23 protein-coding genes are annotated in these 23,739 nt (G+C 46.0%); 9 read left to right on the top strand and 14 right to left on the bottom strand.

Translation table 11 applies throughout. From position 1 onward, the window contains the following. The first annotated feature begins 24 nt into the window (after nucleotides 1–24). Nucleotides 25–1,659, top strand: coding sequence for an eicosapentaenoate synthase subunit PfaD (pfaD, locus tag M0413_RS01115; protein WP_249552857.1), 1,635 nt, complete (start codon nucleotides 25–27; stop codon nucleotides 1,657–1,659). A 342-nt stretch (nucleotides 1,660–2,001) separates the two neighbouring features. Here the strand turns inward: pfaD and M0413_RS01110 are convergent, their stop codons facing one another. Beyond that, on the bottom strand, nucleotides 2,002–3,162 hold the full coding sequence (locus tag M0413_RS01110) for a hypothetical protein (RefSeq protein WP_249552854.1): 1,161 nt from the start codon (nucleotides 3,160–3,162) through the stop codon (nucleotides 2,002–2,004). A 759-nt stretch (nucleotides 3,163–3,921) separates the two neighbouring features. On the opposite strand from M0413_RS01110, the gene M0413_RS01105 reads away from it, so the two are divergent. From M0413_RS01105 to M0413_RS01095, 3 genes are all read left to right on the top strand, one after another. Then, a complete protein-coding gene (locus tag M0413_RS01105; RefSeq protein ID WP_011626732.1) occupies nucleotides 3,922–4,098 on the top strand; it encodes a DUF1328 domain-containing protein in 177 nt (58 codons plus the stop codon). Nucleotides 4,099–4,120: 22 nt separating this feature from the next. After that, entirely contained in the window at nucleotides 4,121–4,315 is a 195-nt protein-coding gene (locus M0413_RS01100; RefSeq protein ID WP_023267356.1) for a hypothetical protein, read from the top strand. A 154-nt stretch (nucleotides 4,316–4,469) separates the two neighbouring features. After that, nucleotides 4,470–6,164 carry a YegS/Rv2252/BmrU family lipid kinase gene (locus M0413_RS01095; protein WP_069454593.1) on the top strand — a complete coding sequence of 565 codons (1,695 nt, stop codon included), beginning with the start codon at nucleotides 4,470–4,472 and terminating at the stop codon, nucleotides 6,162–6,164. On the opposite strand, the gene M0413_RS01090 is transcribed toward M0413_RS01095, so the two are convergent. From M0413_RS01090 to M0413_RS01080, 3 genes are all read right to left on the bottom strand, one after another. Continuing rightward, nucleotides 6,157–6,813, bottom strand: coding sequence for a hypothetical protein (locus M0413_RS01090; RefSeq protein ID WP_047536305.1), 657 nt, complete (start codon nucleotides 6,811–6,813; stop codon nucleotides 6,157–6,159). The two genes, M0413_RS01095 and M0413_RS01090, sit on opposite strands and share 8 nt — an antisense overlap. Nucleotides 6,814–7,025: 212 nt before the next feature. Beyond that, nucleotides 7,026–8,102 carry an L-dopachrome tautomerase-related protein gene (locus M0413_RS01085; protein ID WP_037425745.1) on the bottom strand — a complete coding sequence of 359 codons (1,077 nt, stop codon included), beginning with the start codon at nucleotides 8,100–8,102 and terminating at the stop codon, nucleotides 7,026–7,028. Between the two features lie 107 nt (nucleotides 8,103–8,209). Then, the gene (locus M0413_RS01080) at nucleotides 8,210–9,583 is read right to left on the bottom strand and encodes a sigma-54 interaction domain-containing protein (protein ID WP_249552852.1); all 1,374 of its coding nucleotides are present in this window, start codon (nucleotides 9,581–9,583) and stop codon (nucleotides 8,210–8,212) included. Between the two features lie 253 nt (nucleotides 9,584–9,836). Here M0413_RS01080 and M0413_RS01075 point away from each other — a divergent pair, with 253 nt between their 5' ends. Both M0413_RS01075 and M0413_RS01070 read left to right on the top strand, forming a co-directional pair. Beyond that, complete coding sequence (locus M0413_RS01075; RefSeq protein WP_047536301.1) at nucleotides 9,837–10,301, top strand: hypothetical protein; 465 nt, start codon at nucleotides 9,837–9,839, stop codon at nucleotides 10,299–10,301. Nucleotides 10,302–10,572: 271 nt separating this feature from the next. Then, nucleotides 10,573–11,121: a BON domain-containing protein gene (locus tag M0413_RS01070; protein ID WP_037425750.1), complete on the top strand. Its 549-nt coding sequence runs from the start codon at nucleotides 10,573–10,575 to the stop codon at nucleotides 11,119–11,121. A 142-nt stretch (nucleotides 11,122–11,263) separates the two neighbouring features. Here the strand turns inward: M0413_RS01070 and M0413_RS01065 are convergent, their stop codons facing one another. Both M0413_RS01065 and M0413_RS01060 read right to left on the bottom strand, forming a co-directional pair. Continuing rightward, nucleotides 11,264–11,674, bottom strand: coding sequence for a DUF3224 domain-containing protein (locus tag M0413_RS01065; protein ID WP_088585841.1), 411 nt, complete (start codon nucleotides 11,672–11,674; stop codon nucleotides 11,264–11,266). A 123-nt stretch (nucleotides 11,675–11,797) separates the two neighbouring features. Next, nucleotides 11,798–12,607 carry a hypothetical protein gene (locus tag M0413_RS01060; RefSeq protein ID WP_186295930.1) on the bottom strand — a complete coding sequence of 270 codons (810 nt, stop codon included), beginning with the start codon at nucleotides 12,605–12,607 and terminating at the stop codon, nucleotides 11,798–11,800. Nucleotides 12,608–12,869: 262 nt separating this feature from the next. Here M0413_RS01060 and M0413_RS01055 point away from each other — a divergent pair, with 262 nt between their 5' ends. Next, the gene (locus tag M0413_RS01055; protein ID WP_037416640.1) at nucleotides 12,870–13,112 is read left to right on the top strand and encodes a hypothetical protein; all 243 of its coding nucleotides are present in this window, start codon (nucleotides 12,870–12,872) and stop codon (nucleotides 13,110–13,112) included. Nucleotides 13,113–13,127: 15 nt separating this feature from the next. On the opposite strand, the gene M0413_RS01050 is transcribed toward M0413_RS01055, so the two are convergent. The 3 genes from M0413_RS01050 to M0413_RS01040 form a co-directional block, all read right to left on the bottom strand. Beyond that, nucleotides 13,128–13,634: a YgjV family protein gene (locus M0413_RS01050; protein ID WP_224020815.1), complete on the bottom strand. Its 507-nt coding sequence runs from the start codon at nucleotides 13,632–13,634 to the stop codon at nucleotides 13,128–13,130. Nucleotides 13,635–13,770: 136 nt separating this feature from the next. Beyond that, the gene (locus tag M0413_RS01045; protein ID WP_218738269.1) at nucleotides 13,771–14,376 is read right to left on the bottom strand and encodes a Crp/Fnr family transcriptional regulator; all 606 of its coding nucleotides are present in this window, start codon (nucleotides 14,374–14,376) and stop codon (nucleotides 13,771–13,773) included. 6 nt (nucleotides 14,377–14,382) lie between these two features. After that, nucleotides 14,383–15,009, bottom strand: coding sequence for a fumarylacetoacetate hydrolase family protein (locus M0413_RS01040; protein WP_249552850.1), 627 nt, complete (start codon nucleotides 15,007–15,009; stop codon nucleotides 14,383–14,385). Between the two features lie 208 nt (nucleotides 15,010–15,217). On the opposite strand from M0413_RS01040, the gene M0413_RS01035 reads away from it, so the two are divergent. After that, entirely contained in the window at nucleotides 15,218–17,245 is a 2,028-nt protein-coding gene (locus M0413_RS01035) for a methyl-accepting chemotaxis protein (RefSeq protein ID WP_249552848.1), read from the top strand. 119 nt (nucleotides 17,246–17,364) lie between these two features. On the opposite strand, the gene M0413_RS01030 is transcribed toward M0413_RS01035, so the two are convergent. The 4 genes from M0413_RS01030 to M0413_RS01015 all read right to left on the bottom strand — a co-directional run bounded on the left by M0413_RS01030 (nucleotide 17,365) and on the right by M0413_RS01015 (nucleotide 22,073). After that, nucleotides 17,365–18,378 carry a succinylglutamate desuccinylase/aspartoacylase family protein gene (locus M0413_RS01030; RefSeq protein WP_037416636.1) on the bottom strand — a complete coding sequence of 338 codons (1,014 nt, stop codon included), beginning with the start codon at nucleotides 18,376–18,378 and terminating at the stop codon, nucleotides 17,365–17,367. A 69-nt stretch (nucleotides 18,379–18,447) separates the two neighbouring features. Next, nucleotides 18,448–18,987: a MarR family winged helix-turn-helix transcriptional regulator gene (locus tag M0413_RS01025; RefSeq protein ID WP_249552846.1), complete on the bottom strand. Its 540-nt coding sequence runs from the start codon at nucleotides 18,985–18,987 to the stop codon at nucleotides 18,448–18,450. A 174-nt stretch (nucleotides 18,988–19,161) separates the two neighbouring features. Further along, nucleotides 19,162–19,725 carry a PhnA domain-containing protein gene (locus tag M0413_RS01020; protein WP_249552844.1) on the bottom strand — a complete coding sequence of 188 codons (564 nt, stop codon included), beginning with the start codon at nucleotides 19,723–19,725 and terminating at the stop codon, nucleotides 19,162–19,164. A 134-nt stretch (nucleotides 19,726–19,859) separates the two neighbouring features. After that, on the bottom strand, nucleotides 19,860–22,073 hold the full coding sequence (locus M0413_RS01015) for a TonB-dependent receptor domain-containing protein (RefSeq protein ID WP_249552842.1): 2,214 nt from the start codon (nucleotides 22,071–22,073) through the stop codon (nucleotides 19,860–19,862). Between the two features lie 230 nt (nucleotides 22,074–22,303). Between M0413_RS01015 and M0413_RS01010 the strand changes: the two genes are divergently transcribed. Beyond that, nucleotides 22,304–23,011 carry a DUF2461 domain-containing protein gene (locus tag M0413_RS01010; protein ID WP_156143189.1) on the top strand — a complete coding sequence of 236 codons (708 nt, stop codon included), beginning with the start codon at nucleotides 22,304–22,306 and terminating at the stop codon, nucleotides 23,009–23,011. Nucleotides 23,012–23,084: 73 nt separating this feature from the next. On the opposite strand, the gene M0413_RS01005 is transcribed toward M0413_RS01010, so the two are convergent. Then, nucleotides 23,085–23,696, bottom strand: coding sequence for a TetR/AcrR family transcriptional regulator (locus M0413_RS01005; RefSeq protein WP_249552840.1), 612 nt, complete (start codon nucleotides 23,694–23,696; stop codon nucleotides 23,085–23,087). Nucleotides 23,697–23,739: the final 43 nt, after the last annotated feature.

Genomic DNA, 23,739 nt, shown 5'->3' with positions numbered 1-23,739 from the left:
AACACGCAAAAGTGAACCGCCCAAATGACAAATACTACACTCGATAATAATAAGCTCAGTCCTTGGCCATGGCAGGTTGATGAAGCCGCCATCAGTTTCGATATCGATTCTCTTGGCAAAAAGCTTAAAGATCTCAATCAAGCCTGTTACTTAGTCAATCATGCCGAGAAAGGCCTAGGCATTGCCCAAAGCGCCGAGGTGGTCGGTCTTGCTGAACCACAATCCAGCAATGGGTTGCATCTGGTGAGTGCCTTCGCCCCCGCCCTTGGCACCCAAAGCTTAGGCGACAGCAATTTTCGCCGCGTGCATGGGGTAAAATACGCCTACTACGCGGGCGCCATGGCTAACGGTATCGCCTCGGAAGAGTTAGTTATCGCCTTAGGTCAAGCGGGCATTTTGTGCTCCTTTGGCGCGGCGGGGTTAATTCCATCGCGCGTGGAAGCGGCGATTAAACGCATTCAAGCAGCATTGCCCAATGGCCCCTACGCCTTTAACCTCATTCACAGCCCGAGCGAGCCAGCGCTTGAGCGTGGCAGTGTCGAACTCTTCCTTAAGCATCAAGTGCGTACGGTTGAGGCCTCGGCCTTCTTGGGCTTAACGCCGCAAATCGTCTATTACCGCGCCGCAGGCCTGAGTCGCGATGCCAACGGCGAGATTGTGATTGGCAATAAAGTGATTGCTAAAATCAGCCGCACCGAGGTGGCCACCAAGTTTATGGAGCCTGCCCCCGTTAAGATGCTGCAACAATTAGTAAACGAAGGGCTTATCAGCGAAGATCAAATGTTGATGGCGCAATCTGTGCCTATGGCCGATGACATTACCGCCGAAGCAGACTCTGGCGGCCACACCGACAATCGTCCTCTGGTCACGTTATTGCCGACCATTTTGGTGCTCAAAGAGACCATTCAAGCCAAGTACCAATACAAGACACCGATCCGTGTGGGCGCAGGAGGTGGTATCGGCACGCCCGATGCGGCGCTGGCGACCTTCAATATGGGCGCGGCCTATATTGTCACTGGCTCAATTAACCAAGCCTGTGTTGAGGCGGGAGCCAGCGAACATACCCGTAAGTTACTCGCCACCACTGAAATGGCCGATGTAACTATGGCGCCCGCCGCCGATATGTTTGAAATGGGCGTTAAGTTACAAGTAGTTAAGCGCGGCACCCTATTCCCAATGCGCGCTAACAAACTCTACGAGATTTACACCCGCTACGACTCGATTGAGGCGATTCCGGCAGAGGAAAGACAAAAGCTGGAAGAGCAAGTGTTTCGCGCCTCATTAGATGAAATTTGGGCAGGTACTGTGGCGCACTTTAATGAACGCGATCCTAAGCAAATTGAACGCGCGCTGGATAACCCAAAACGCAAAATGGCACTGATTTTCCGTTGGTATTTGGGTCTTTCGAGCCGCTGGTCGAATACGGGTGAAGTTGGCCGCGAAATGGATTACCAAATCTGGGCTGGTCCCGCCCTCGGCGCCTTTAATGCCTGGGCTAAAGGCAGTTATTTGGATGATTACCGCGAGCGCAACGCGGTGGATTTGGCGAAACATTTAATGCAAGGCGCGGCCTATCAAGCACGGATTAACCTGTTGTTATCCCAAGGGGTAAGTATTCCAGTCAGCTTGCAACGCTGGAAACCACTACAACGCTGCTAATTCGCTTTGCTAAATCGTATTGAGCTGGTTAAGTGAACACTTAACCAGCTTTTTTACATTCAATTTTTGGGCTTAAAACCGATTGGAGTTCCGTTTCCGCTCTGCATTGTCACTTCAGTGGCACGCCGTAAACCCATCCTAGGGGCTCATCGGAAAAATCCATTTTTCCGATGGCCTACTCTGTCACAGAACGTAGCGCGACAATCCTCGCCTGCAAGCTTTGGCGTTTAATGGAGCTAAATCGATATGAAATGAATCTATCTGTCATATGATTATGAATAACATCAAGCCTAGCTTTTTGTTAAGTACCTAAGCTTTTTATGAATTAGAATCCTAAAAAACTTAATTACATAACCCCATATACTCATAAGTCAGATCTTGCACCTCGTTTTTATCTGTGAAGCATCCATATCCTGAATAGCCACGTATAGGCGTCCGCAAGCGACAAATTTTCCCACCGCCCTCATCTAGAACACCTACCCAATGGCCATATATTTCATCATTAGACAGAGGAGTTTGTGTAGTGGCTTGAGTTTTGTTTAGTTCAAAAAATTGCACTAGGCATGGATCAACCTTATCCCCATAAAATCGCACTGAATTATCACTACCTGATGGTGTGAAAAGGTCACTAATTGAAACACCTCCAGCATAAGAAAGATCTGGCTCTAATTCAAAAATAAAACTTATATTTTTATTCCCTTCCCTATAATATTCACCTACATATGAAACACTAAAAGTTAGTCTATTATCTGGAGCAACACGGTAATCATTTTTGTCATAAATCACATGCACAAATATTTTTCTAGCATTACTATGATTAAAAATAATATCAACATCAGTAAGCTCTAGATTCAGCCCTGTCAGATCTTTATCCTTAAAGTCACCAACAAACTGCGTCCAAGTTAGATCCTTTAAACTTGCCTTCATTAAAGCACCAAGCTCATTTAACACTCGTTGTTTATAATCTTTTGATGTAAAAAAATCAGTTGGGAAAGATGACATACTACACTGGGCATTTTTATTATAATCAAACTTTTGATCAAACTTTGCAGATGGCGTTTTCTTATTTAAATTGCTGTTATCATATTCTCCAGCATAAGTCACAATTGATTTCGAACTAAGTTGAATGAATGAATTATCAATTTGATAAAATATGTCTAAATCATTCTTCTCACCTTGTGTTAATGGTAATGACTTTATCTCACTGCCACCCAATTTCCCCGTGGATTGGACAATAAACTTGCTTGCAATTTTTGCAGTGGGATTTACTACAATCATTTTTTCATTTTGCTTATAACAACCCTTTTCGTCTTGAGAAGCCCCTCCTTTTGATGTTGTAAAATTACAGTTATTCGAAAGAGCCTCTTTTTTCACTAAGCTAATAAAATCTGCATTGCTACAATTATGACATACGTATGCTGCAGTCTTTGAGGTTATGGAACCATATGAAAAAAAGCTGATAAGCGGAAAAATTAAAAAAACACCATGAAAAAACTTTAACATCCTCATTTACAATTTCGTCCAAACTCTATTAAAGATATAATATTGCCATGTAGCCTTAGTACATAAAATACATCATTAGTATAAAAATCACGACCACTGTGAAGATGAAACATTATCTTTTAAAAAATAAATGTAGAATCTTTAATTCACCTACAAATTGCTCTTGCTTTAAATGACTTGAATGAGAGTTATCAGAACGCGAGACAGTATCCAAGGCAATAAATTGAGTTAATTTAATTCAAGAATGGTATGTTTCGGACGAGATAAGTCATCCCGTAGTGCTTGGGTGGTACTCAGCAGTGATAGTTTTCGAACCAACACCAATAAGTAGCTATCAGCTAAGGTGAAAATTCTGGACAGAAAATATTGCTACCCATTCTAAACCAACAACATCATACCCTCTCGGACTCCTCCAAAGCCATTATGCTGTTTCTCACAATTTTCTAATGGCAACTCTTACCGAATCGCAGGTAAAAATTGCCTATCTCGCTTATATCAGCCAACACTCCCGCCAATACGACATTTAAAAATTACACTAATAATCAGTAAATTAGTCAATAATTTCAAAGTTGGCATTAAGCTCGCAATATCCCCTTTGTGAGTTTATTGCGGGATTGAGTGATAACGGTATGTAAGACGCAACTTAGCACATTCAACTTACTTCACTAGCTCTCAACAACGAACTCCACTAGCTCACTCGACGTAAACATGCAGAGTGAGAGAAGACAGAAAAACCGAAATAAGACAAAGGAGGCGGCTATGTTAGGTTGGACCTTAATGTTTCTGGTTGTGGCCATTATCGCCGGACTGTTTGGATTTACGGGGATCGCTGGCGCCGCAGCGGGGATCGCAAAGATTATTTTCTTCCTATTTATTGTATTACTTGTGATTTCCCTGCTGGTCAATGCCCTTAAGGGCAAGGCACCACGCGCTTAAATTGGATAAAAGGAGAATCAATATGAAACCTATGACCATAATTACCACTGCATTTTTAGCCTTATTATTAACCTTTGGATTGTCAGCCTGTAGCGACAACCACGCCGAGGATGCAGGCGAAAAAATCGATGAAGCCATCACTGATACCGGCAATGCAATTGAAGATGCCTGTGAAGAACTGAAAGAAGGCGTTAAAGCGAAAGATACCCGCTGCTAAAACGGATGACAGCGAGTAGTGAGTCCCACAAACGAGCCTATCAGGATAACCACAGTTCAATTGAGTACCACCGAGCCACTTTATCGCGACAGTCATTGGTTACGATAAAGTGGGTTTCCCTGAGGCTCGCCGTTTATCGATGGAGGAGATGCCAATGCTGAGTAGGATCCACATTAAGTATTTCTACCTGTTCGGAGCGCTGTTATTTGGCTATTTCGCCGTAACGGGGCACTCCCCTATCCTCACCTTTATTTGGGGATGGAGCAGCCTATCCCTCGCCCTTGTCGGCTCGGCCTATTGGTTTAACCTCGCCAGTATTTTTAGAAAACGTCAGGATGGCTCCATCCCTTGGTATATTCGTTGGGGCTTTATTCCGTTTTTATTAGGATGCCGACTCTATAATCTTTGGGCGCGGCGCCGCGATAGCGTACCTTCAATGCAAGCCATTGATAAATATCTATACTTGGGTAGCCGCTTAAGCGCTGCCGATTTACCTAAACTAAATCGTTATGGCATTACCGCCATTTTAGATGTCACCGCCGAATTCGACGGCCTCGATGTGTCCCTGTATGAGGATCATATCGACTATCTGAATATCCCTATTCTTGACCACAGTGTGCCGACTAGCGCCCAATTAAATCAGGCGATTAACTGGTTACACCGTCAAGTACGCGCCCAAAAGCGGGTATTAATCCACTGTGCGCTCGGCCGCGGGCGATCCGTAATGGTGCTGGCCGCTTATCTTGTGTGCCGCCGCACCGAGCTCAGCTTTGCCGAGGTGCTGCAACAGATTAAAAGCATTCGTAAAACCGCAGGGTTAAATCGCTGGCAACTTAAAGCGCTGGAGCAGATGTACACTCAAGGGGAAATCAAACTGCATAAGCGAGCCTGGATTATCGCCAATCCCGTCTCTGGCGCGGGTAAATGGCAGACCCATGGCGAACAAATTTGCACTGAACTGAAACGCTATTTTGAGGTGCAGTTAGCGCTCACCACGCCAGAGATTAGCGCCCAAACCCAAGCGAAAAAAGCCCAGCTTCAGGGCGCCGATATCATCATCGCTTGCGGGGGCGATGGCACAGTCACTGAGGTCGCTGCGGAGATTATCGACACCGATATCACCTTAGGCATTATCCCGTTAGGCACCACCAATGCCCTGTCACACGCCCTCTTTGGTTTAAGCAGTAAGCTGAATGCTGTCTCCCAAGCCCTTGATAATATTATCCAAGGCCAGACACAGACCATAGACACGGCGCGTTGCAATGAGCGACTGGTGTTGCTGCTGGTCGGCATTGGGTTTGAGCAGCAAATGATTGAGTCGGCGAGCCGCGAGCGTAAAAATGCTCTCGGCCAACTCGCCTACCTCGATGGTTTGTGGCGCGCGGTGAACACCAACACCAACCTCGAGTTGCAGCTGACTTTAGATGACCAAGCCCCAATGACAGTGCAAACCCACAGCCTAGTGGTTGCCAATGCCGCGCCTTTTACCAGCTTACTCGCCCAAGGTAAGGGCGAACCCAATATGACCGACGGCTTGTTGGATATCACTTGGTTAGATTCAAATAATGAGCCGAATGAACAGCTTATCAGTTTGGCTGAACTGGCTTTTACCGGCTGGATTAAAGAGGCCGCCAATAGCGACTCTGGAACCTCGGCCAACACAGGCAAAGTGAAACATGCCCACGCGAAAAAGGTGAAGATCAGCAGTCAGCCCCAATGCAAGTATGTGATTGATGGCGAGATTTGTGAGCCGGAGGAACTCAATATTGATATCCTGCCCGCCTCTTTGAAGGTGTTTGTGCCTTATCAAGAATCGACCGAAAATGCTATCGACCCAAAAATCACGTAAATGACACTATCGCGATGTTTATTAAGATAAAAACAGCAAGCGCAATAAGCACTCGCATAAAATTAAATTCACTCACTTTGGGGTGGGATTTTTGAGGACTATTGCTAAAATCCTGAAACTTACAGCCTATCGCTTGCGCGCATTGCTGCAAAACTTGCTGTAATTCCTGCTTGTCAGTGCTGTTAGCCAATTTCAATTGACTCCCTTTAGGCTGCTGCACTTGTAAATAGGCGAGATAGTGATCGACCGTATCTTCCGCTTGGCGGTTACGGTCGAGCTGGTGCCAATGGGTTGTTTGTAGCAGATAGAGTTGCACAGCATTAATATCTGAAAAGGCATAGGCGCGCCAACGCCACAATCCAGGCGACTTCCCATTGAATACACCTTTACCGAGCCACAATTGCTGTCGCTCGGTATCTAACCAAGATTGTTGCCGAACTAACGCTAGCGGCAGTACAGGGAATAACAGAAAAAATGCCACCCAACCAAGCACAAGCCGTAACACGGGCTCGGGTTGTAACCAGGCCGCCCTCGCACAAAGCAATCCAAGCACTAACAAGGCAACGGCAAAAAACCACAGTAGAGGTCGGTACTGGGTACTCAACGCCTTGAGATAAAGCGCACTCTTAGGAGGTTGATTAAGTGTCACTGAACTTGTTCCTTGTTCCAAAAATTATCTCACCATCTCAAATTGACCTGTGCTAGTAACAATATGAGGCATTGATAGTTTACACAATCAACACCTAACTTATTTTTAGATCCTTTCGAGTTAAACCAACGACTCACATCAATGGAAATAACCGTTGCGATATCGCTCATACTGCAACGAAAAGCTGCAACTTTGCAGTTGCAGCTAAGGTGTTATTGACCCGCAGCGGTATCCTCACCAGTCCAGAGTCGCATGATGCGATAAGGTGGTTTGGCTGTTTCAGCTTCGCCATTAAAGGCTTTTGCTTTATGCAATTGATTCACTGAAATATATAACCAGCCCGTTTCACCAAATTGCACACTATCGGGAAAATCCAGTAGTGGAGAACTGACCGCTGTTGATAGCGTACCTTTGTTATCTAGCATAGATATGGCATTGTGGTTCAAATTGGTGAAGTAATGATTACCTTGTTTGGACGTTGCAGCGCCATCTGACACTGGCTTAGCTCCGACTAATTTTACAGTCGCGATAATTTTATCATTACTGCCTGTTTGTAAAGCCGCAGTTGATAACTGATACCAGTGAGTGCCATTCATTGCACCATAATAGAGTGTACTTCCATCGGCAGATAAACTGATGGGATTGACCGCGACACTGGCGACCTTGCCATTAAACAATGTTGTTTTGTTATCTATGTTCATTACTGCATCCGCTTCGGCCTGCAGCGAGCTATGACCTGAAAAACGTACGGTATGACCATCGTCGATACGCACTGCTAAGAGGCCTGGGTTGGCGATATCGGCTAAATAAATCCAGCCTTTTTGTGAATCGACAACCAAATCCTGCATAAAGCTGCCTTTGGGCGCGAGTGCTTGTGGTAGGACAATTTGTTTATATAGACTGCCATCCTTAATGTTGAATCCCCAAATCCTCGTCTGACCTAATTCTAACCCCATATCTGCGGTCCAGAGGTGTCCAGCTTTGTCCTGAGCAATCCCTAATAAGGTATCAAATTGAGTCATATTGGCAGTCGAAGCTTTTTGTAAATCCATTGAAGGCCAAGCTTTGTAAGCATTGGTTTCACGATTAACTTCAATCAGTTGTAAACCTGACGGCGTATCAAGTGGATGTACCGTGGCAAAAATCCGACCTTGTGCAGTGACGCTGACATTGCCAGGTCGTATTGGCAATTCAGCGACTGTTTCAAGACTTCCTACCGCTGGGGTAGCGTTTACAAAACTACTGGCAGTCAAAGAAAGCCATAATGCTGTCGTAAATAAGTGTTTCATATTCTATCTCCGCTTTTCTGTTTAAGGGCTGTAGAATAGGAGTTATTATTTACAAAAAAAATAGTGTAAAAATCGGCTCTGTTTCAATATTAATTTGATAATCAGCACTATTCCGCCGTCGGCTCACCCGCTTCGACTTGTTGCTCGTACTTGCTGAGCTTGTTGTAGAGGGTTTTTACACTGATCCCCAGTTGCTCGGCAGTGTCGGTTTTGTTGCCCTGACTCGTTTCAAGCGCTTGGTAAATGGCGATTTTTTCTAGCTCCTCAAGGCGCATACCTTGGGGGATCACCACATTTTCCTCCGCAGCCGCCTCCTTATCCAAACTGAGCGTAAGCTGTAAATGCTCCGAGGTAATCTCATGGTCCGCCAGAATATAAGCGCGCTCGATAGCATGTTTTAACTCGCGCACATTCCCCGGCCAAGCGTGGGCCGCAATCGCCTCTAAACTTGAGGGCGAGAACACTTTGCTCTGTTTTTCCGCCGCATTGCGATAGGCCAGAAAATGCTTCGCAAGTCCGACTATATCTTCCCCGCGCTCCCGCAATGGCGGCACTTGAATAGGGAAATGCGCTAAGCGAAAGTACAAATCTTCCCGCAGTTGTCCTTGCTCAATCGCCACTAAAGGATCGCGGTTTGTCGCCGCCACAATACGCACATTGGCCTTGAGCACCTTAGGGCTACCGACGGGACGATATTCATTATTTTCGAGCACTCTTAATAGCTTAACTTGATGCTCGATGGGCATTTCGGTGACTTCATCGAGGAATAAGGTGCCGCCTTCGGCCTGCTCAAATACCCCTTGGTGATCGCGAGTCGCGCCGGTGAAGGCGCCTTTAATATGGCCGAAGAGTTCACTATCGACCAATTCTGGGCTCAAGGCGCCACAGTTAATCGCAATATAGGGCTTATTCACCCGCGGACTGGCTAAATGAATGGTATTGGCGACCAGTTCTTTACCCGCGCCACTCTCACCGATAATCAACACATTGCTCTCGGCGGCCGACACGCGGCGGATAGTGCGATACAAACGGTGCATAGGTAACGAGGAGCCCACCAGCAAACCATATTGGTCTAACTCGCTAGCATAGGGACGAATGCGCGTCGAGGTATTGGCAACCAGATGCTGGGCAAAATCGGCTAAGGTTTCGCACAGCAAGGACATATCGATGGGCTTACGGAAATGGTAGCCCGCGTATTTGGACAAGAGTGTATCGAGGTGAGGATTCGGCAGGCCGTCGGAGAGGAAAATAAACTCCACATCCGCAATGGCGCTGGACTCGAGTAAGGCTAAGTAATCTTCACGGCTAAGACGGGGCAGCTCAATGATCGCCACATCGATACGATTGGCCTCCAGCTGACTAATCCAAGATAAATCATCGCTACTGCGTAGCTTGTTGTAGGTCTGCGCGCCCTCGAGCTTCACTAATGCCTGCTCGGTTTCGACGTCCTGTAGATGATAGAAAAGCGTTGGTCGGATCATCTTGTGCCACTCCCTGTGAATAAGGAATCACTGTATGCCAGCTGTGAAACTTTAACAATCTTAACGGTAAGAGTTGCCGACAATAGTCGGCCTACTGGCGACAATAGATAAATATCATCAGTTAAATCAAACCATTAACTTATCATTAAAAAGTGAACGAAATATGCATAGAAGCTGAATGAAACTGATATTTCCATGAAAATGTGGGCAATCCGTGTCGGCGGAGCTGCCCAAACTACCACAGGAGGTCGTTATGACGTCTAATGTTGCGCAACATCAGACCGAGCTGAGCGCCGATATTAAGCTGGTTAATGAGTTAATCGAGCTGACGCAAACCGGCGTGGATTTTTATACTCGGGCCAATACCACTGTCGATGACTACAGCCTAAAACGCATTTTTATTGCCCAAATCAACACATACCAAGGGATGCTGGCGCGATTTAGGCAACTGCTCGCCCAATCATTACAGTACATAGGCCCGCACTCGGTGCCGCCGTCGCAGACTCGGCCCTATGCCGATGTCGATGCTTTACTTATTAAACAGCAACTCGCCGATGCCCTCACAGTGCTCTGCGAGCTTGAGCGTCAGCGCCTTAACCACCTCAAACAGTTAATTAAAAAAGCCAATCACCCAAGGTTAATCAGCCAATTGGCCGAGGATATTGCTTGGCTACAAATCCATTTGGATACCTTACACCTGCGTAGCCAAGCCCTGTAAGGCAGCAATGCCAGCCAATAACGCGGCCAACTGAGCCGCGTTTTTGTTGCCTGCGATCTGGCGATTCTTAACGCCTATCTTGCTTAAGCCCAATCGCTTTATCACCCTCGGTAATATTTACATTTTGTCGGTAAAAAGCGCCGAGCTTGCTTTTGGATTAAACAGTCGAAACGAGCCGAAAACAAATATAATTATCTTAAAATCAATCAGATAAAAATATTGGCACGATTCACGCTTTAGTCCCTTCGAGATAACAACGGAGGATATCATTATGAAAAACACGACAACTTTAGCCTTAACCACCTTACTTGTCGGTTCTATCAGCTTAAATGTGACCGCCGCACAGGATTGGAAAGACGATGCCAAAGATGCTTGGCTCGATGGCAAGGCCGAAACGACTTTGTTGCTTAATACTAACCTCAACTCCTTTGACATTATGACCGACGTGAAAAACGGCCATGTGACCTTAACCGGTAAAGTGGAAAGCAGTGTCGATAAGGCGCTCGCAGCGGAGCTGATCAAAAGCTTGGATGGGGTAAAAGGGGTTGAAAACAAATTAACCGTGATGAATGAAAACGAGAGCACCAGTGAGGTAGTGAAGACCTTAACCGACTCTAAGGTCGCAACGGTCGTAAAAACCCGCCTGTTGTTCTCGACCGACGTTTCGGGCACCCAAATTAATGTAGACGTTGCCGATGGCGTAGTGACCTTACAGGGTGAAGTGGCCAGCGATGCCGAGCGTCAATTAGCACTGACCATTGCCAAAAATACCGATGATGTGAAAAAGGTCGTCGATAAGATCAAAGTCAAAACCTCATAATGGTCTTAACATTCAGCCCTTGCTAATTCAGCTCTAGATACTCTTGATAACTCAGCTGTTGGTATTAGTCACTCGGGCAAAAACCACAAAACCAGCTTCGGCTGGTTTTGTTTTATCGGCGCGATGTTATGTTAATCATGCCTTAGGCTTCCTGTTCAAGGCAGAAGCTAAATTCATAAAAATGTTGACCGTTTTCAATGCTTATCGCCATCGTACCATATAGCCCTGTGAGTTCACCCGCGCCAGAATGGGGGACGACCTCAAGGTGTAAGCGGTTTTGACCATCGGTCATAATGCCAAAATGTTGCAGCACAAAACTGCCCTGTCTGCCGCACAGTTTACCCACGACTTGTTCAATCGCCACATAACCCGCTGAGCCTTTTACCGCGGTCATGGCACTAAGCATTTCGCCTTGGCTGCGGGCCTCTAGCTCACCATAAAAGGTTTTATCTAAAGTCATTCTGCCCAAGTTCACACCGCCCACACCTGTGGCATAGGCATTCTCGGGATTGAGCTTAACATCAAATTTGCCTGTGACTTTGGTCATTTCCATAACACGCTCCTTGTTTTAATTTTATGCTTTATGCCAAAACCTTCGCTTTCCGGCCGCTAGATGAAATAAATACCTCAGCCGCAGCTGAGGTAAAATTAACTTAGCATAAGCCCCGCTCTAAACCTAATGCAGCGCTTTGATTTCTGATTCACTGACACCGATTTTAAGGGTTTTAATTACAGTTGGCGGTGTTGTCATGGGTTGTTCAGCCGCCCTCTCACGGTAAGTAACAGCTACTTTAAATGGGGATTCAAAGGGATAAACAGGTTCAATATTATCGACCTCAATACGATCGCCAATAAATACACTGCCTAAGTGCTGCACACGATTTTGGCCATAATCTAGGCTAAACAAGCCGAGATACCAGAACACACCTGAACCTTGGTTAGTCACAATAAAAGGCGCCACAAAGGGCATGGTTTGCTGCTGTGGATCATCCTGTAATGGCGCATCACTTTGGGTATCAGGCTCTAAAGCGGGGTCAAAATTAAGCGGAGTAACTCGTAAATAATCTAATAACACTCGGCCTTTAGCCTCGCCATCCTGATAATCCCCAATAGCAAACTCCGTTTGTTTAACGTTAATAAAGTGGGTTAACACTACGGCTTTGTGGCTGTCCGGTAAGCTCACTTCAAATTTATTAGCGGTATTTAAGCTAAACAGCTTAAGCATCACTTCCGAGGCATTAGCAACGGGCTTGACTTCACTGGGTACCACAGATTCAAGCGCATCTTCACTGCTTAATAATTTGGCTTCTTGGGCTTTTGCCTTAGCATCAGCCTGCGCCATGGCCTCATCGTATTGCAATACTTGGCCATCTTCCATGACCATGTAAATATCATCATTGGTCATGTTAAAGCGATAAACTCCCACGGCAAGAATACTCAGCACTAGGACTGTCGCCGCGATGGTGACTTTAACAAACATACTCATTTTCTCCCCCAATAGCCTAAGTGCTGTATCATTTGCGCTGATGGCAAAACCAGCCTTGCTGATAGCATCAAAAAATCGCTCTTTCTACAAGGCCAAAATCGCATATTTTTGCTTTAGTCAGCACAAGTTCAGCAAGTTAACCCATGCTGGCATATATATGATTCAGCCTTTTCATTAATGTTCGCAATCGGGCTATAATTCCTTGGCTTAAACGACACCAGCAGTCTTAAAAAACGATCGAGTATTAAGGATTTAATTGCCAATGACCAATGCCTCTACTAGCCCATTTGCCGTGTTAAACCAAACTACGGCACACTCGTTTAATGAACAAAAAAACTTAATTAAGCGCGTCTTTAAGGGCAAACCAGTGCAATGTCCAAGCTGCAATCAAACCCTCAAAGTCATCTTGCCCGAGACCGCCAAAGCCGAGCAAGCCGCAGGCATTTTCTGCCCTAAGGGGTGTACTGATATCGAACTCGATATGGAAGCCGTGACGGGGATTTAATCGACAGCTTTCGCATTACCATGGGGTTAATTTCTCGCGAAAATAATGGCGATAATATCCCACTAAATTGCTGCCAATAAACAACATTTCCATTAAGACCGCCACTGGCGAGCCTACTAAGATATTGTGGACTAACCAAAAACTGGTGCCGACTATCATCAGTAGCCGCAAGTCTTTATCACGCTGACAAAATGCCGCACGGGTTTGAAATAGTGTACCGATACAACTGATCACACTCACAAGCCCGCTGAAGGTCAAGCTACTCATCAGTACCGCTGCCCCACTAAAACCCCACATGGCCTTTTTAGACGTGGTAAAAATACTGGTGAGGTAACGCACTGTGGCAATCCCCATCAATCCCGCCGCAGTCCATTGCGCTAACAAGCAAAAGTGGATCGAAATCAAGATCCCCGACATAAATAAGCAAGCGACAATGCGTTCGCGCGCTTTAAATTGAAACGATATCACGTCAAATACGATGGCAAAGGCCACCAACAATTGCGACAGAGTAAAAGCATCCACAATAAGCTCCTTAAAAGTTCGGTATAGGCTTAGACGTCGCCCAACAACAAACGGATTTGCTTGGATTAGCAATCGCTAAGGAGCATGAAGGGAATCACTTTTAGGCGCATTAACTTAAGTTAATTGGCAGGAAATTTTACGGCGAATCTTGTAAACGTTTACGGATACGCGACAAGCTAATGGCGGTAATACCAATATAATTAGCCAGTTGGGCATGGGTTAGGCGCTCAACCCAGAGGGGAAAATATTCGAGTAAATGTAAGTAACGCTGCTCTGGCGTATTGAGGAGTAAAAAGGCTTCTTTTTGTTCTTTATACAATAACTGCTGTTTAAGTAGCGCAAGTTGTACCTGTTGCATAAATGGCTCATTTAGCACGGCAAGTGGTATTTGCACTAACCTGCAAGCACCGACGGTTTCTAACTGATAGGGCGCAACATCCTGCTTTAGCCAGCTGCTATATAAGAAACAAAGCTCTCCTTCGAAGTAAAACTCCTTGCAGCGCTCACTCCCCTCTTGGGTATAGTGGCAAGCGCGCACTATGCCATCCACCACAAAATAGGCAAAGGTTTGGTGCTCGCCTTGGGGTAATAAGCACTCCCCGGGCTGATATGAAAACGCCCTTGCTTGGGTGAGTAGCGGCGCTAAATGCTCAGGCTCGGCCCCTAAAGCGAGCAAATATTGCCAAAGGGGTTTGATTGCCTGCTCAGTTGCCTTAAGCGTATCTGGTGATAACGTCGTCATTGCTGATTACTGGCTTTGCCATTCATATTCGACCAAGGGCGCTTGGTGTGACGCATCCTTTAATCCTAAGGTCACCTTAAAGACGCGATTCGGAGGAATGATGCCGACGCCTTTTGGGGTGCCCGTCATCACAATGTCGCCATCTTCTAAACGAGTAAAGCGTTGCAACTCCGACAAAATGGTTTGCGGCGGATAGATCATTAAATCAATATCGCCTTCTTGGGTTAACACCCCATCAATACTTAAGCTAAATTGAAATTGCGCGCTCGGATCATCAATCGCAACAAAAGGGCTAAAAAGCGCTGCACCATCAAAGGCTTTGGCTTTTTCCCACGGTAATCCCTTGGCCTTAAGTTTGCTTTGTAGTTCCCGCTTAGTCAGATCCAGCCCCACGCCCACATGGCTAAAGCGCCCCTGCTGATACAAAAAACACAGCTCGGTTTCATAGTACAGCGTCTCACCAAGGTGCTGGGAATATAATTGAGTACTGATGGCCGAATTAGGCTTAAAAAACACCACCATATCATCGGGGATTTCATTGCCAAGCTCATGGATATGGTCAACATAGTTACGCCCAATACAAAGGATTTTGCTGGGAGCAATAGCCTTATTTTCTAACATCACCGTTTTCATTAATGCTCCTTTAAACATCAGCGGGACAACATAATTATCCAAGCCTTCTTCGTTAAGACTTTACTCTGACAACTCTCTGCTACACTTATTTTTATACCCCAATAAAAACAAGCAACTAAGTACTTGTACTACGGCGTATTCTTCCCTTGTCCACGCGATGTTATCGCCTTATTTGGCTGACATCATAGACGAAAAGGTCGATGACTCAATGTTAACACTCAGTATCAAGCAAAAAATGCTCTTAAGCTTCAGCGCAATTGGTATCCTGCTCTTAGCTGGCAATAGCTTCTTCTACTATTCGCTCTATCAAGTTCAAATCAGTTATAGCAATATCGAGACACTCGCCATACCGGTTCAGAAGCAAAGCAATAACTTACAACTTGTGCTCGTTAAAATGTCGCGCCTTGCAACTTTAGCCCATAGCCAAAATGACACCGCAGAGCTAATGCAAAGCCAAAAAGGATTCAATGCGCTAGAGCATAAATATCAAAGTATTGAAAACGAGCTGAAACAGATGGTTAGCGACCAACCCCAGATGCAAGCATCACTGAATGAAGCTCAAAAACGCTACCAAGCCTACCAGCAACAAAGCCAAGATATGTTTAGCGCTAAGCTCGCGAACGAACAAGCAAAACAACATTATCAAACACTTTTTAATCAGTTTATTGAGGCAAAAACGCAAGCAAGTAATGCAATGATCGATTTAGAAACGATCTCATTGCCCGATAATCCGGCACTTTTGGAGGAGATAATCGGAACAGGAACCCGCATTGACGATATGCTTTACACATTAACCAACACAATGTCAGAGCTAACGCATGCTCAGGATTCTCTTTCTATAAACTCGCATAAACAGGATATAGCCCTATTGCTAGGGAATCTAAGTACTAACTTTACCTTTTTAAAACAACAAGCTTCGGGGATAAACACCCTAGGGTTACTGGAGATTTTTGAGCAACAAGCCACCATATTCAATCGGTTACTTTCAATCCCAGGCGAGCTATATCTGGCACAACAGCAAGTGGTTGATAATCACACTCAAGCAGAACAGCATTTTAAAAATACGGAACAAGAATTTAATGCCAATACCCTTGCGTTAGATAAATTATTAGCCCTAGCTGACAGACGTTTTAGTCTGTTGCAAAACATTGCAAATGACGATATTCAACGCGGTCAAACATTGGCCATTGTACTAGCGGCCATGTTTGTGTTTATGGTCAGTTCAATATCCTTCTTTACCCTAAGGGCCATGTTAGTACCACTCACCTTGGCAAATAGTGCACTAGCAAATATTGCGAGGGGAGACTTATCCAAGAGAATACCTAAACGTCACAATGATGAATTTGGGGTACTTATTGATAATATGAATACTCTTTGTGATGATCTGGCTAAATTATTAACCCATATCAGCAATGACGCCCACTCTTTAGATAATTCAGCCACACAAACACATCAGCAAGGTCAAGACATCGCTAATGCAGCTACCGCACAAATTGAGCGCATCAATGGCACGAAATCCTTAACAGAACAAATGTTTACCAGCTCTAACCTTGTTGCTGAACAAGCCAGTAGTTCGGCAACACAAATCACCCAAGCATCGAAACATAGCCAACAAGCACAGCTTATTGCCGCCGATAATCAAGCCAAAATAGCGGAGTTAAGCACAAAGCTAAGTGATTCTGTTGCTATCATGTCGCGCCTTAGTGCACACAGCCACAATATTGGTGGGATTCTCACCACCATTAGTAGCATTGCAGAACAAACTAACCTACTCGCCCTCAATGCCGCCATCGAAGCCGCAAGGGCTGGCGAACATGGTCGAGGTTTTGCGGTCGTTGCCGATGAAGTACGCTCATTAGCCTCAAGGACACAAGCCTCAACCGCCGAAATCCAACAGATGATCTTAGCGTTACAGCAGGAAACTACCACGGCCTCAACGGCCATAAGCTCAGGGCAAACACAAGCCAACGACTGTGTGGAGCAAAGTAAAACACTACACCATGCAATAGCACAGATTGAAGTCACACTCAGTGCCATTAATGAGATGAGTTTACAAATTACCCAAGCAGCCCACCAACAACTCGATTACAGCCGACATATTGAGTCCAGTATGGGGGAGGTCGCCTTCGCGGCAGATCAAAATGCCCATGAGGCAATGGATATGGCAAAACGCAGTGACCAAGTGACTCAATTAGCCCACTCGCTCACCCGCTCTGTCGAACGCTTTACACTGTAGCAATAAGTGCATTGATACTTATATGGCTAAATGTATCAGAGCCGAGATAACCACATAAAAACAACAGCCATCAGTAAACTGATGGCTGCTTTTTTAGCAAATACTGGCAGAATAACAGCCTAAGCATATTCCATTAAAAACTCATCGAGTTGCTCGTTAGCAATTTCGATCTCATCGCCTTCGAACTGCGCAATATGAAACATGCCCTCGCCTTCATTCGTCACAGGAATATTACTGATCCCGATGATAATGCCATCCGTTGGCGCGCGGATCGCCACACTATCACCGCCATGCGGACTGACAATATGGGCAATAATATAGCCCTTATTAACCCGTTGACCGAGTTTGAGCTTCATATTGACTAAGCCATCGGACTCACTGCGGATCCAATAGCTGCGTATCGCACTGACACTCGCGATCTTATTACTGACTCGCCCCTTAAGCATACCAAGGCTACGCATCACATTGAGCACGCCCTTAAGACCCGACTTAATTGCAAGCTCACTAAAGCGCAGCGCCTCGCCTGCCTCATACAAAATACAGGGAATGCCCTGCTGATTCGCATAGCCGCGCATCGACACGCTACGCGCCTTAGAGTGCATAATAAGCGGTGCGCCAAAGGCATTCGCCATGGCTAACATAGTTTCATCACCGGTATCGCAACGGATTTGCGGTAAGTTATCTCTATGGATAGCCCCCGTATGCAAATCAATCACATGGGTTGCATGGACTAATAACTGAGTAGCAAACAGGTTGGCTAACCGGCTTGCCAACGCCCCTTTACTGGAGCCTGGGAAGCAACGGTTGAGATCGCGCCTATCGGGTAAATAACGGGATTGTTGAATAAAACCAAACACATTGACTATGGGCACTACAATCAGAGTACCGGCTAAATTTTTAGGGTTAACCCGTCCAAGTAACCGCCGACAGATCTCAATACCATTGAGCTCATCGCCATGGATAGCAGCACAGACTAAGAGTGTCGGCCCAGGTTTGAGGCCGTGAAAGACTTCGACATGAATATCGAGTTGGGTATCGGTATAAAGCTTGGCAGCGGGTAATTTAATCCCCATTTGAGTACCCGCAATGACTCGTTTGCCTTCAATCTCAAACGCTTCGCGTTTTTTAACCATGGTCACTCCCTGATCTGCATTGCGCTGTATGTGATAACTCTAGTATTAAGCCTTAACACGCCCAAGCTATTATTCGCCTTCAAACTGGGTTAACCAGTGTTTTAAAATTTGCTGCAATGCCACACGCTCAGCAGTCTGGACCCCCGATAATAGCGCGCTCTGACATTGGATATGTTTGGGGAGCGCAGCCTCAATCAGTGCTTTACCTGCCGAAGTGAGCGAAACATGCACGGCACGGCGATCTTCCTTACAGTGCTCACGGGCAATCAAGCCTTTATTTTCCAGCCGGTCTAAACGACTGGTCATGGCGCCTGAACTTAACATCATGCTTTGATACAGCTGCGAAGGCGATAAAGTATAAGGCTTACCTGAGCGTCTGAGTGTCGCGAGCACATCAAACTCCCCCTGACCTAAGCCAAATTCGCCGTGGCATAAGGCGATAGCGTTTTCCATATATTTGGTCAGCCTTGCGATGCGCCCTATCACCGCCATGGGGACTAAATCCTCTGTCACCCCTTCAGCCCGCCACTGGCCGAGGATTTTATCTAATCCATCTTCAACTGAAGCCGACATTTGCTTTGCGTCGAGTAGTTGCGAGTCGTTTGCCATAGGTTTATCTCTATATAAAGATTCTTCACATGCTAACCATTTTATCGCCTAATTTAATGATTTGTATATGTGGCTACTTTTAGTGGGTAGATAAGATTAAATTCTGCATAAAAAAACCGCCCAATTTATACAAATTGGGCGGTTTTACGTTTAAGCAAGTTTAAGCGAAATGACTTAAGACTTTTTCACAAAACAGGTCAGGATCACAATGCGAGTACCATTCACACGACCTTCGATATGCTCTGGATTGTTGGTCAACGAAATATTGCGTACTGCGGTGCCACGTTTTGCCACAAAGCTGGTACCTTTGACGTTAAGATCTTTAATGATGACCACGGTATCGCCGGCGTTAAGCACGGCACCGTTGCTGTCTAAAGTCGGTGGCGTATCATCACTGGCGGCAGCGGCTTCGGCATCACCCCAAGCGCGTAAATCATCTTCAAGATACAACATATCGAGCAGATCCTGCGCCCAGCTTTCACCGCTTAAGCGTTTCAGCATGCGATATGACATCACTTGAACCGCAGGGACTTGGCTCCACATGCTGTCGTTCAGACAACGCCAGTGGTTCATGTCCATAGTATCCGGCGCTGCAATTTGGCTGCTGCAATTTTCACAAATCATAATCTCGTTTTCATGACCATCGGAAACCGGTAAGTCATAAATAGAGAGTTCGACGTCACTTGCGCAGAGTTCACATTTGCCGCCACAGCGAGTTAGCAATTCATTTTCAGTCATTTTTTCTGTCTACATGCGTAATAAAACGCGGATTATGCCATAAATTGGCTTTTCACGGCAGGGGGGAAGGCAAGATAACCCTATTTTTTATATGAGTTATCTATTTCTTCACCCTTGGAATTGCCATTTAATCCTTAAAATTCATAAGCTAAACTGAGTCTGATATCTCGCCCCGCCGCGGGGATGCCATCCGACAGAAACGGCGTCACCTGCTGATTTGTGAGATTTTTTGCCATTAAGCGCACGCTGAGCCCTTTCAGTGTTTCTTGAGGCTCGTAGGCTAAATATATATTTTGTAAGAAGTAATTCTCACTTGGGGATTCTGCATTAAAAATATCATCTTCAGGCACATTATCCTGTGCATCATACCAAGTCCCCTGCCAAGCAACTGAAATGTCATCGGTAATGTACATGCCCACACGCAGGCGAATATCCAGCGGCGCGATATTCGCAAGGTATTCATCCTCGCCTTGGCTGTCTCTGAGCGATCCCTGATGCTCGCCCTGTAACCAAGAAACGGCTAAGTCACTGAAGAAATCCTGATAACGGTATTGGGACTCGAGATCGGCGCCGTAGATCTCATAGCCGTCAAGATTGGTATAACCACTTTGAATCGCTTGATTTGGGTCGGACTTTGCACCGCGGCGCTGAGCAATATCGTCCCGTCCCAAGTTGGCAAAGAGGGTCACTTGGGTTGAAAGCGTATCTTGGGCGGCAAAAAGACTCGTTTGCTGCGTCATTAAGCCCAGTTTAAAGGCGTGCAGACGCTCCACATCGATATCTCGACTCGTGCCAGTAATGCTCGCCTTGGCGTATTGCACTGCATAGATTTCATCGACCACTGGCGCCTGTAAGCTGTAGGCGTAATCGAAATTCACTCGAGTATTCGCTGTTAACTGGTAGTCGATACCCAATCGCGGTGAAAAGCCCGAATGGTGAGTCGAACTGTAGTCGTGCCCTGCCTCGATATCGTTGTAATCGGGGGCAATGTTGGGGCGACCAATGCTGTAGATAAAGTCATATCGTAGCGAAGGAGTGATGGTCAGCTCATCCGTCACACTAATCGCATCGCGCAAATAGACTGCATAGGTATCCTGACGCCCTTCGGGCTGATAGTAAGGAGTGTACCAACCGTAGTTTTTCTCGGGATTTTTCTCATAACTTTTGTTAAAGACCATTGAATCCCTATCGAGACTGCGGAACTGCAATCCAGTGGTGATTTCATGATTACCAACAATACTTAAGTTGTTGATGTCAATGTAGTCACGCTTGTAATCCAACCAAGATTCATGGCCGAAGTTGCCGACGGAGACTATCATCTTTTCCCACGCGATTGGCGGCCTGACCCAATGGCGTGCATTGGCAGAATGGGAAACCACAATTTGGGTATCAATTAAAGGATTACTCGGGGAATAGCGATAATTCGCCGACCAGGTATTGTCTTCATAGGTGTTGTAGGCCGTGGTGGCATAGAGCGCCAGTTCATAGGAGCCATATTTACGGATGTTATAATCAGAAATCGCGGGCATAGGACCGCGGCGATTGGCCCAAGGCTTTCGGCCTTCGTCGAGATAATGGGTCAGGCTCAACATGAGTTGATGGTCACCTTGCTCATAATCCAGTTTGCCAAGGTAATTATTTTGCTCATAACCTGAGTATTCAAATGCTTCACCATTGGCGAGCGTCACATCCCCCGCATCACGGCGGGTGACATGTAATAAACCTGAAAGTTGTTGATTCGCTCGTCCATAAACCGTTCCCGTGTAACTTTTGGCGTCGTTATTACTGGCGTAACTGGCTTTGACTCGGGCGCCAAGGTTTTGATTGTAATTTAAAAAATCATCAGCAGATTTAGTCACAACATACATGGAGCCGCCAAAGCCGCCGTTACCTGAGCGGACATCGTAGGCCCCTTTAATCACTTCGACTCGCTTGATTAAATCGGGATCTAAGAAAAACGACCCATAGCGATACTGCTCAAATCCCACGGGGGCGTTATCGACATAAATGTTGAAATCTTCGGTTTCGCCAAATCCCCATACGTTAATGCGCTCGCCGCCACTGCGAGTACCACCATCAACATGGGCACCGGCCATATCATCGATAACTTCAGCAAATGTGGTCGCTTGCATCTCTTCAATTTGCTCCATCGAGATGATCGCCTCGCCCGGCTTAGTCATAGTGGTCGCTCGGCGGTATTGCTGGCCATGTACTTGTAATATCTCAATTGGCTCGACCTTAGGCGCTCCTAATACTTCCTTGGCATTGAGTGGCAACGCGGGCAATACGCTTAAGCCCAAACAGCCCATGATTGCTTTTGATATCGTGCTCTTAGGTTGATATCCCATCTCCCCATCCCCTGTTACATAGTGTAAAAAATAGGGCGGCATTATAGGCATCAACGTTAAAAATGAGAATAATTCTCACCTAGCTTTACATGTAAATCACAACCTGATGGTAACTGCAGGGAAATACTCGAAGAATTTGCAATATCCACACACATTTGTTCAACTCGCACTAACCTGTTTTGACTAACAGTCGGAATCTCAGTCTCAAGCACCTCAAAGGTTTTATGGATATGACTAAGCTCACCGCACAACCTCAAACCGAGTTGGCATTTACCGCTGCCAGCTTAGATTTTCTCAAACGGCTTTCGCTCAATAATTCCCGCGACTGGTTTAAAGCTCATCAGGATGAATATGAAGATAACGTCAGAACGCCCGCTCTGCGTTTTATTGAACAAATTCAGCCTCATATAATTGCGATTTCGCCAAGACTGACCGCGGTTGCCAAAAAAGTCGGTGGCAGCTTAATGCGCCCACAGCGCGATAGTCGCTTTAGCAACGATAAGACACCCTACAAAACCAATGTGGGGATCCAGTTTCGACATTTTCAGGGCAAAGATGTGCATGCGCCGGGGCTGTATTTACACATTGCCGAAGACGGTTGTTTTATTGCCGCGGGTATTTGGCACCCCGAGTCGAAGGCGCTCAATGCGATTCGGACTTGTATTGATGAAAATCCCAATGGCTACAAAAAGGCGCTGCAAACCTTAATAGACCATGGATTTATGATGGATGGTGATAGCTTGACTCGCCCGCCAAAGGGATTCGATAAACACCACCCCATGCTAACCGAGCTCAAACGTAAGGACTTTATCGCGCTAAAACCCATTCCCTTTGAACGGCTCTGCCAAGCCGATGCCGCCCGCTACTGCGCCGAACAATTCGCCCACTGTAGCCAATTAATGGCCTACTTGTGCTTTGCCCTCGAGTTGGACTTTTAGTTTTTGCATCAGTTTTGCGGTTCACGAGGCCAAGCATGCGCTTGGTCTCATGCTTATCGGTTTAACCTACGCCCTATTTCACATCGACGGGCTTAAGTGGCGTCAGCGCGAGACTCTTAAGATATTCGCTTAATACCGTAAATGCATTATCCAACAGGGCGTATTCCTTCGCCTTACCTAACACTCTAATCCCTTGTAATTGAAGCACTAAAAAAGCCGCTAGCGACTCAGGCTGAACCGATTGAGATAACTCACCCTCTAGCTGACTGTAGCGTAATACACCGGTGAAGTGAGTCTGCAACTGGGCAAATAAGCGCTGGCACTCTTGCTGCACGCAGTCATCATCGAGACATTTTTCTAATACTGCATTCTGCATAAAGCAGCCATACTCTTGCTCGCGCTGCAAGGCCACAAATCGCGCTAAATAGGTCAAGATCTCATTTAATCCCGCCTGTGCATGCAGGATTTTCTCCTTCGCCCCAAAGGAATAATGGTCAAGATAAAAACGTAAACATTCACGATATAAACTCTGTTTATCACCAAAACTGTTATACAAGCTGAAGCGATTAATCCCTAAGTGTTCGACCAGATCGGCAATCGATGTCTCGGCAAATCCCTTCTGCCAAAATAGCTCCATCGCCTGAATAAGCTTTTCTTGTCTATCAAAATTACAACTGCGTGCCATGGTTCAAACCTACATTGATGCCTGTATTAAACGGAGTGCATAC

Source organism: Shewanella sp. 8A, from assembly GCF_023475945.1.
GTDB classification, from domain to species: Bacteria; Pseudomonadota; Gammaproteobacteria; order Enterobacterales; family Shewanellaceae; genus Shewanella; species Shewanella xiamenensis.
This window is presented reverse-complemented; position numbering and strand designations above follow the sequence as displayed.

Coding starts and splice junctions, on each gene's coding strand:
- M0413_RS01060 (WP_186295930.1), bottom strand. CDS start 12,607: ATGAGTATGTTTGTTAAAGTCACCATCGCGGCGACAGTCCTAGTGCTG.
- M0413_RS01075 (WP_047536301.1), top strand. CDS start 9,837: ATGACGTCTAATGTTGCGCAACATCAGACCGAGCTGAGCGCCGATATT.
- M0413_RS01080 (WP_249552852.1), bottom strand. CDS start 9,583: ATGATCCGACCAACGCTTTTCTATCATCTACAGGACGTCGAAACCGAG.
- M0413_RS01085 (WP_037425745.1), bottom strand. CDS start 8,102: ATGAAACACTTATTTACGACAGCATTATGGCTTTCTTTGACTGCCAGT.
- M0413_RS01070 (WP_037425750.1), top strand. CDS start 10,573: ATGAAAAACACGACAACTTTAGCCTTAACCACCTTACTTGTCGGTTCT.
- M0413_RS01110 (WP_249552854.1), bottom strand. CDS start 3,162: ATGTTAAAGTTTTTTCATGGTGTTTTTTTAATTTTTCCGCTTATCAGC.
- M0413_RS01105 (WP_011626732.1), top strand. CDS start 3,922: ATGTTAGGTTGGACCTTAATGTTTCTGGTTGTGGCCATTATCGCCGGA.
- M0413_RS01065 (WP_088585841.1), bottom strand. CDS start 11,674: ATGGAAATGACCAAAGTCACAGGCAAATTTGATGTTAAGCTCAATCCC.
- M0413_RS01005 (WP_249552840.1), bottom strand. CDS start 23,696: ATGGCACGCAGTTGTAATTTTGATAGACAAGAAAAGCTTATTCAGGCG.
- M0413_RS01035 (WP_249552848.1), top strand. CDS start 15,218: ATGTTAACACTCAGTATCAAGCAAAAAATGCTCTTAAGCTTCAGCGCA.
- M0413_RS01095 (WP_069454593.1), top strand. CDS start 4,470: ATGCTGAGTAGGATCCACATTAAGTATTTCTACCTGTTCGGAGCGCTG.
- M0413_RS01020 (WP_249552844.1), bottom strand. CDS start 19,725: ATGACTGAAAATGAATTGCTAACTCGCTGTGGCGGCAAATGTGAACTC.
- M0413_RS01030 (WP_037416636.1), bottom strand. CDS start 18,378: ATGGTTAAAAAACGCGAAGCGTTTGAGATTGAAGGCAAACGAGTCATT.
- M0413_RS01025 (WP_249552846.1), bottom strand. CDS start 18,987: ATGGCAAACGACTCGCAACTACTCGACGCAAAGCAAATGTCGGCTTCA.
- M0413_RS01010 (WP_156143189.1), top strand. CDS start 22,304: ATGACTAAGCTCACCGCACAACCTCAAACCGAGTTGGCATTTACCGCT.
- M0413_RS01100 (WP_023267356.1), top strand. CDS start 4,121: ATGAAACCTATGACCATAATTACCACTGCATTTTTAGCCTTATTATTA.
- M0413_RS01045 (WP_218738269.1), bottom strand. CDS start 14,376: ATGACGACGTTATCACCAGATACGCTTAAGGCAACTGAGCAGGCAATC.
- M0413_RS01055 (WP_037416640.1), top strand. CDS start 12,870: ATGACCAATGCCTCTACTAGCCCATTTGCCGTGTTAAACCAAACTACG.
- M0413_RS01040 (WP_249552850.1), bottom strand. CDS start 15,009: ATGAAAACGGTGATGTTAGAAAATAAGGCTATTGCTCCCAGCAAAATC.
- pfaD (WP_249552857.1), top strand. CDS start 25: ATGACAAATACTACACTCGATAATAATAAGCTCAGTCCTTGGCCATGG.
- M0413_RS01015 (WP_249552842.1), bottom strand. CDS start 22,073: ATGGGATATCAACCTAAGAGCACGATATCAAAAGCAATCATGGGCTGT.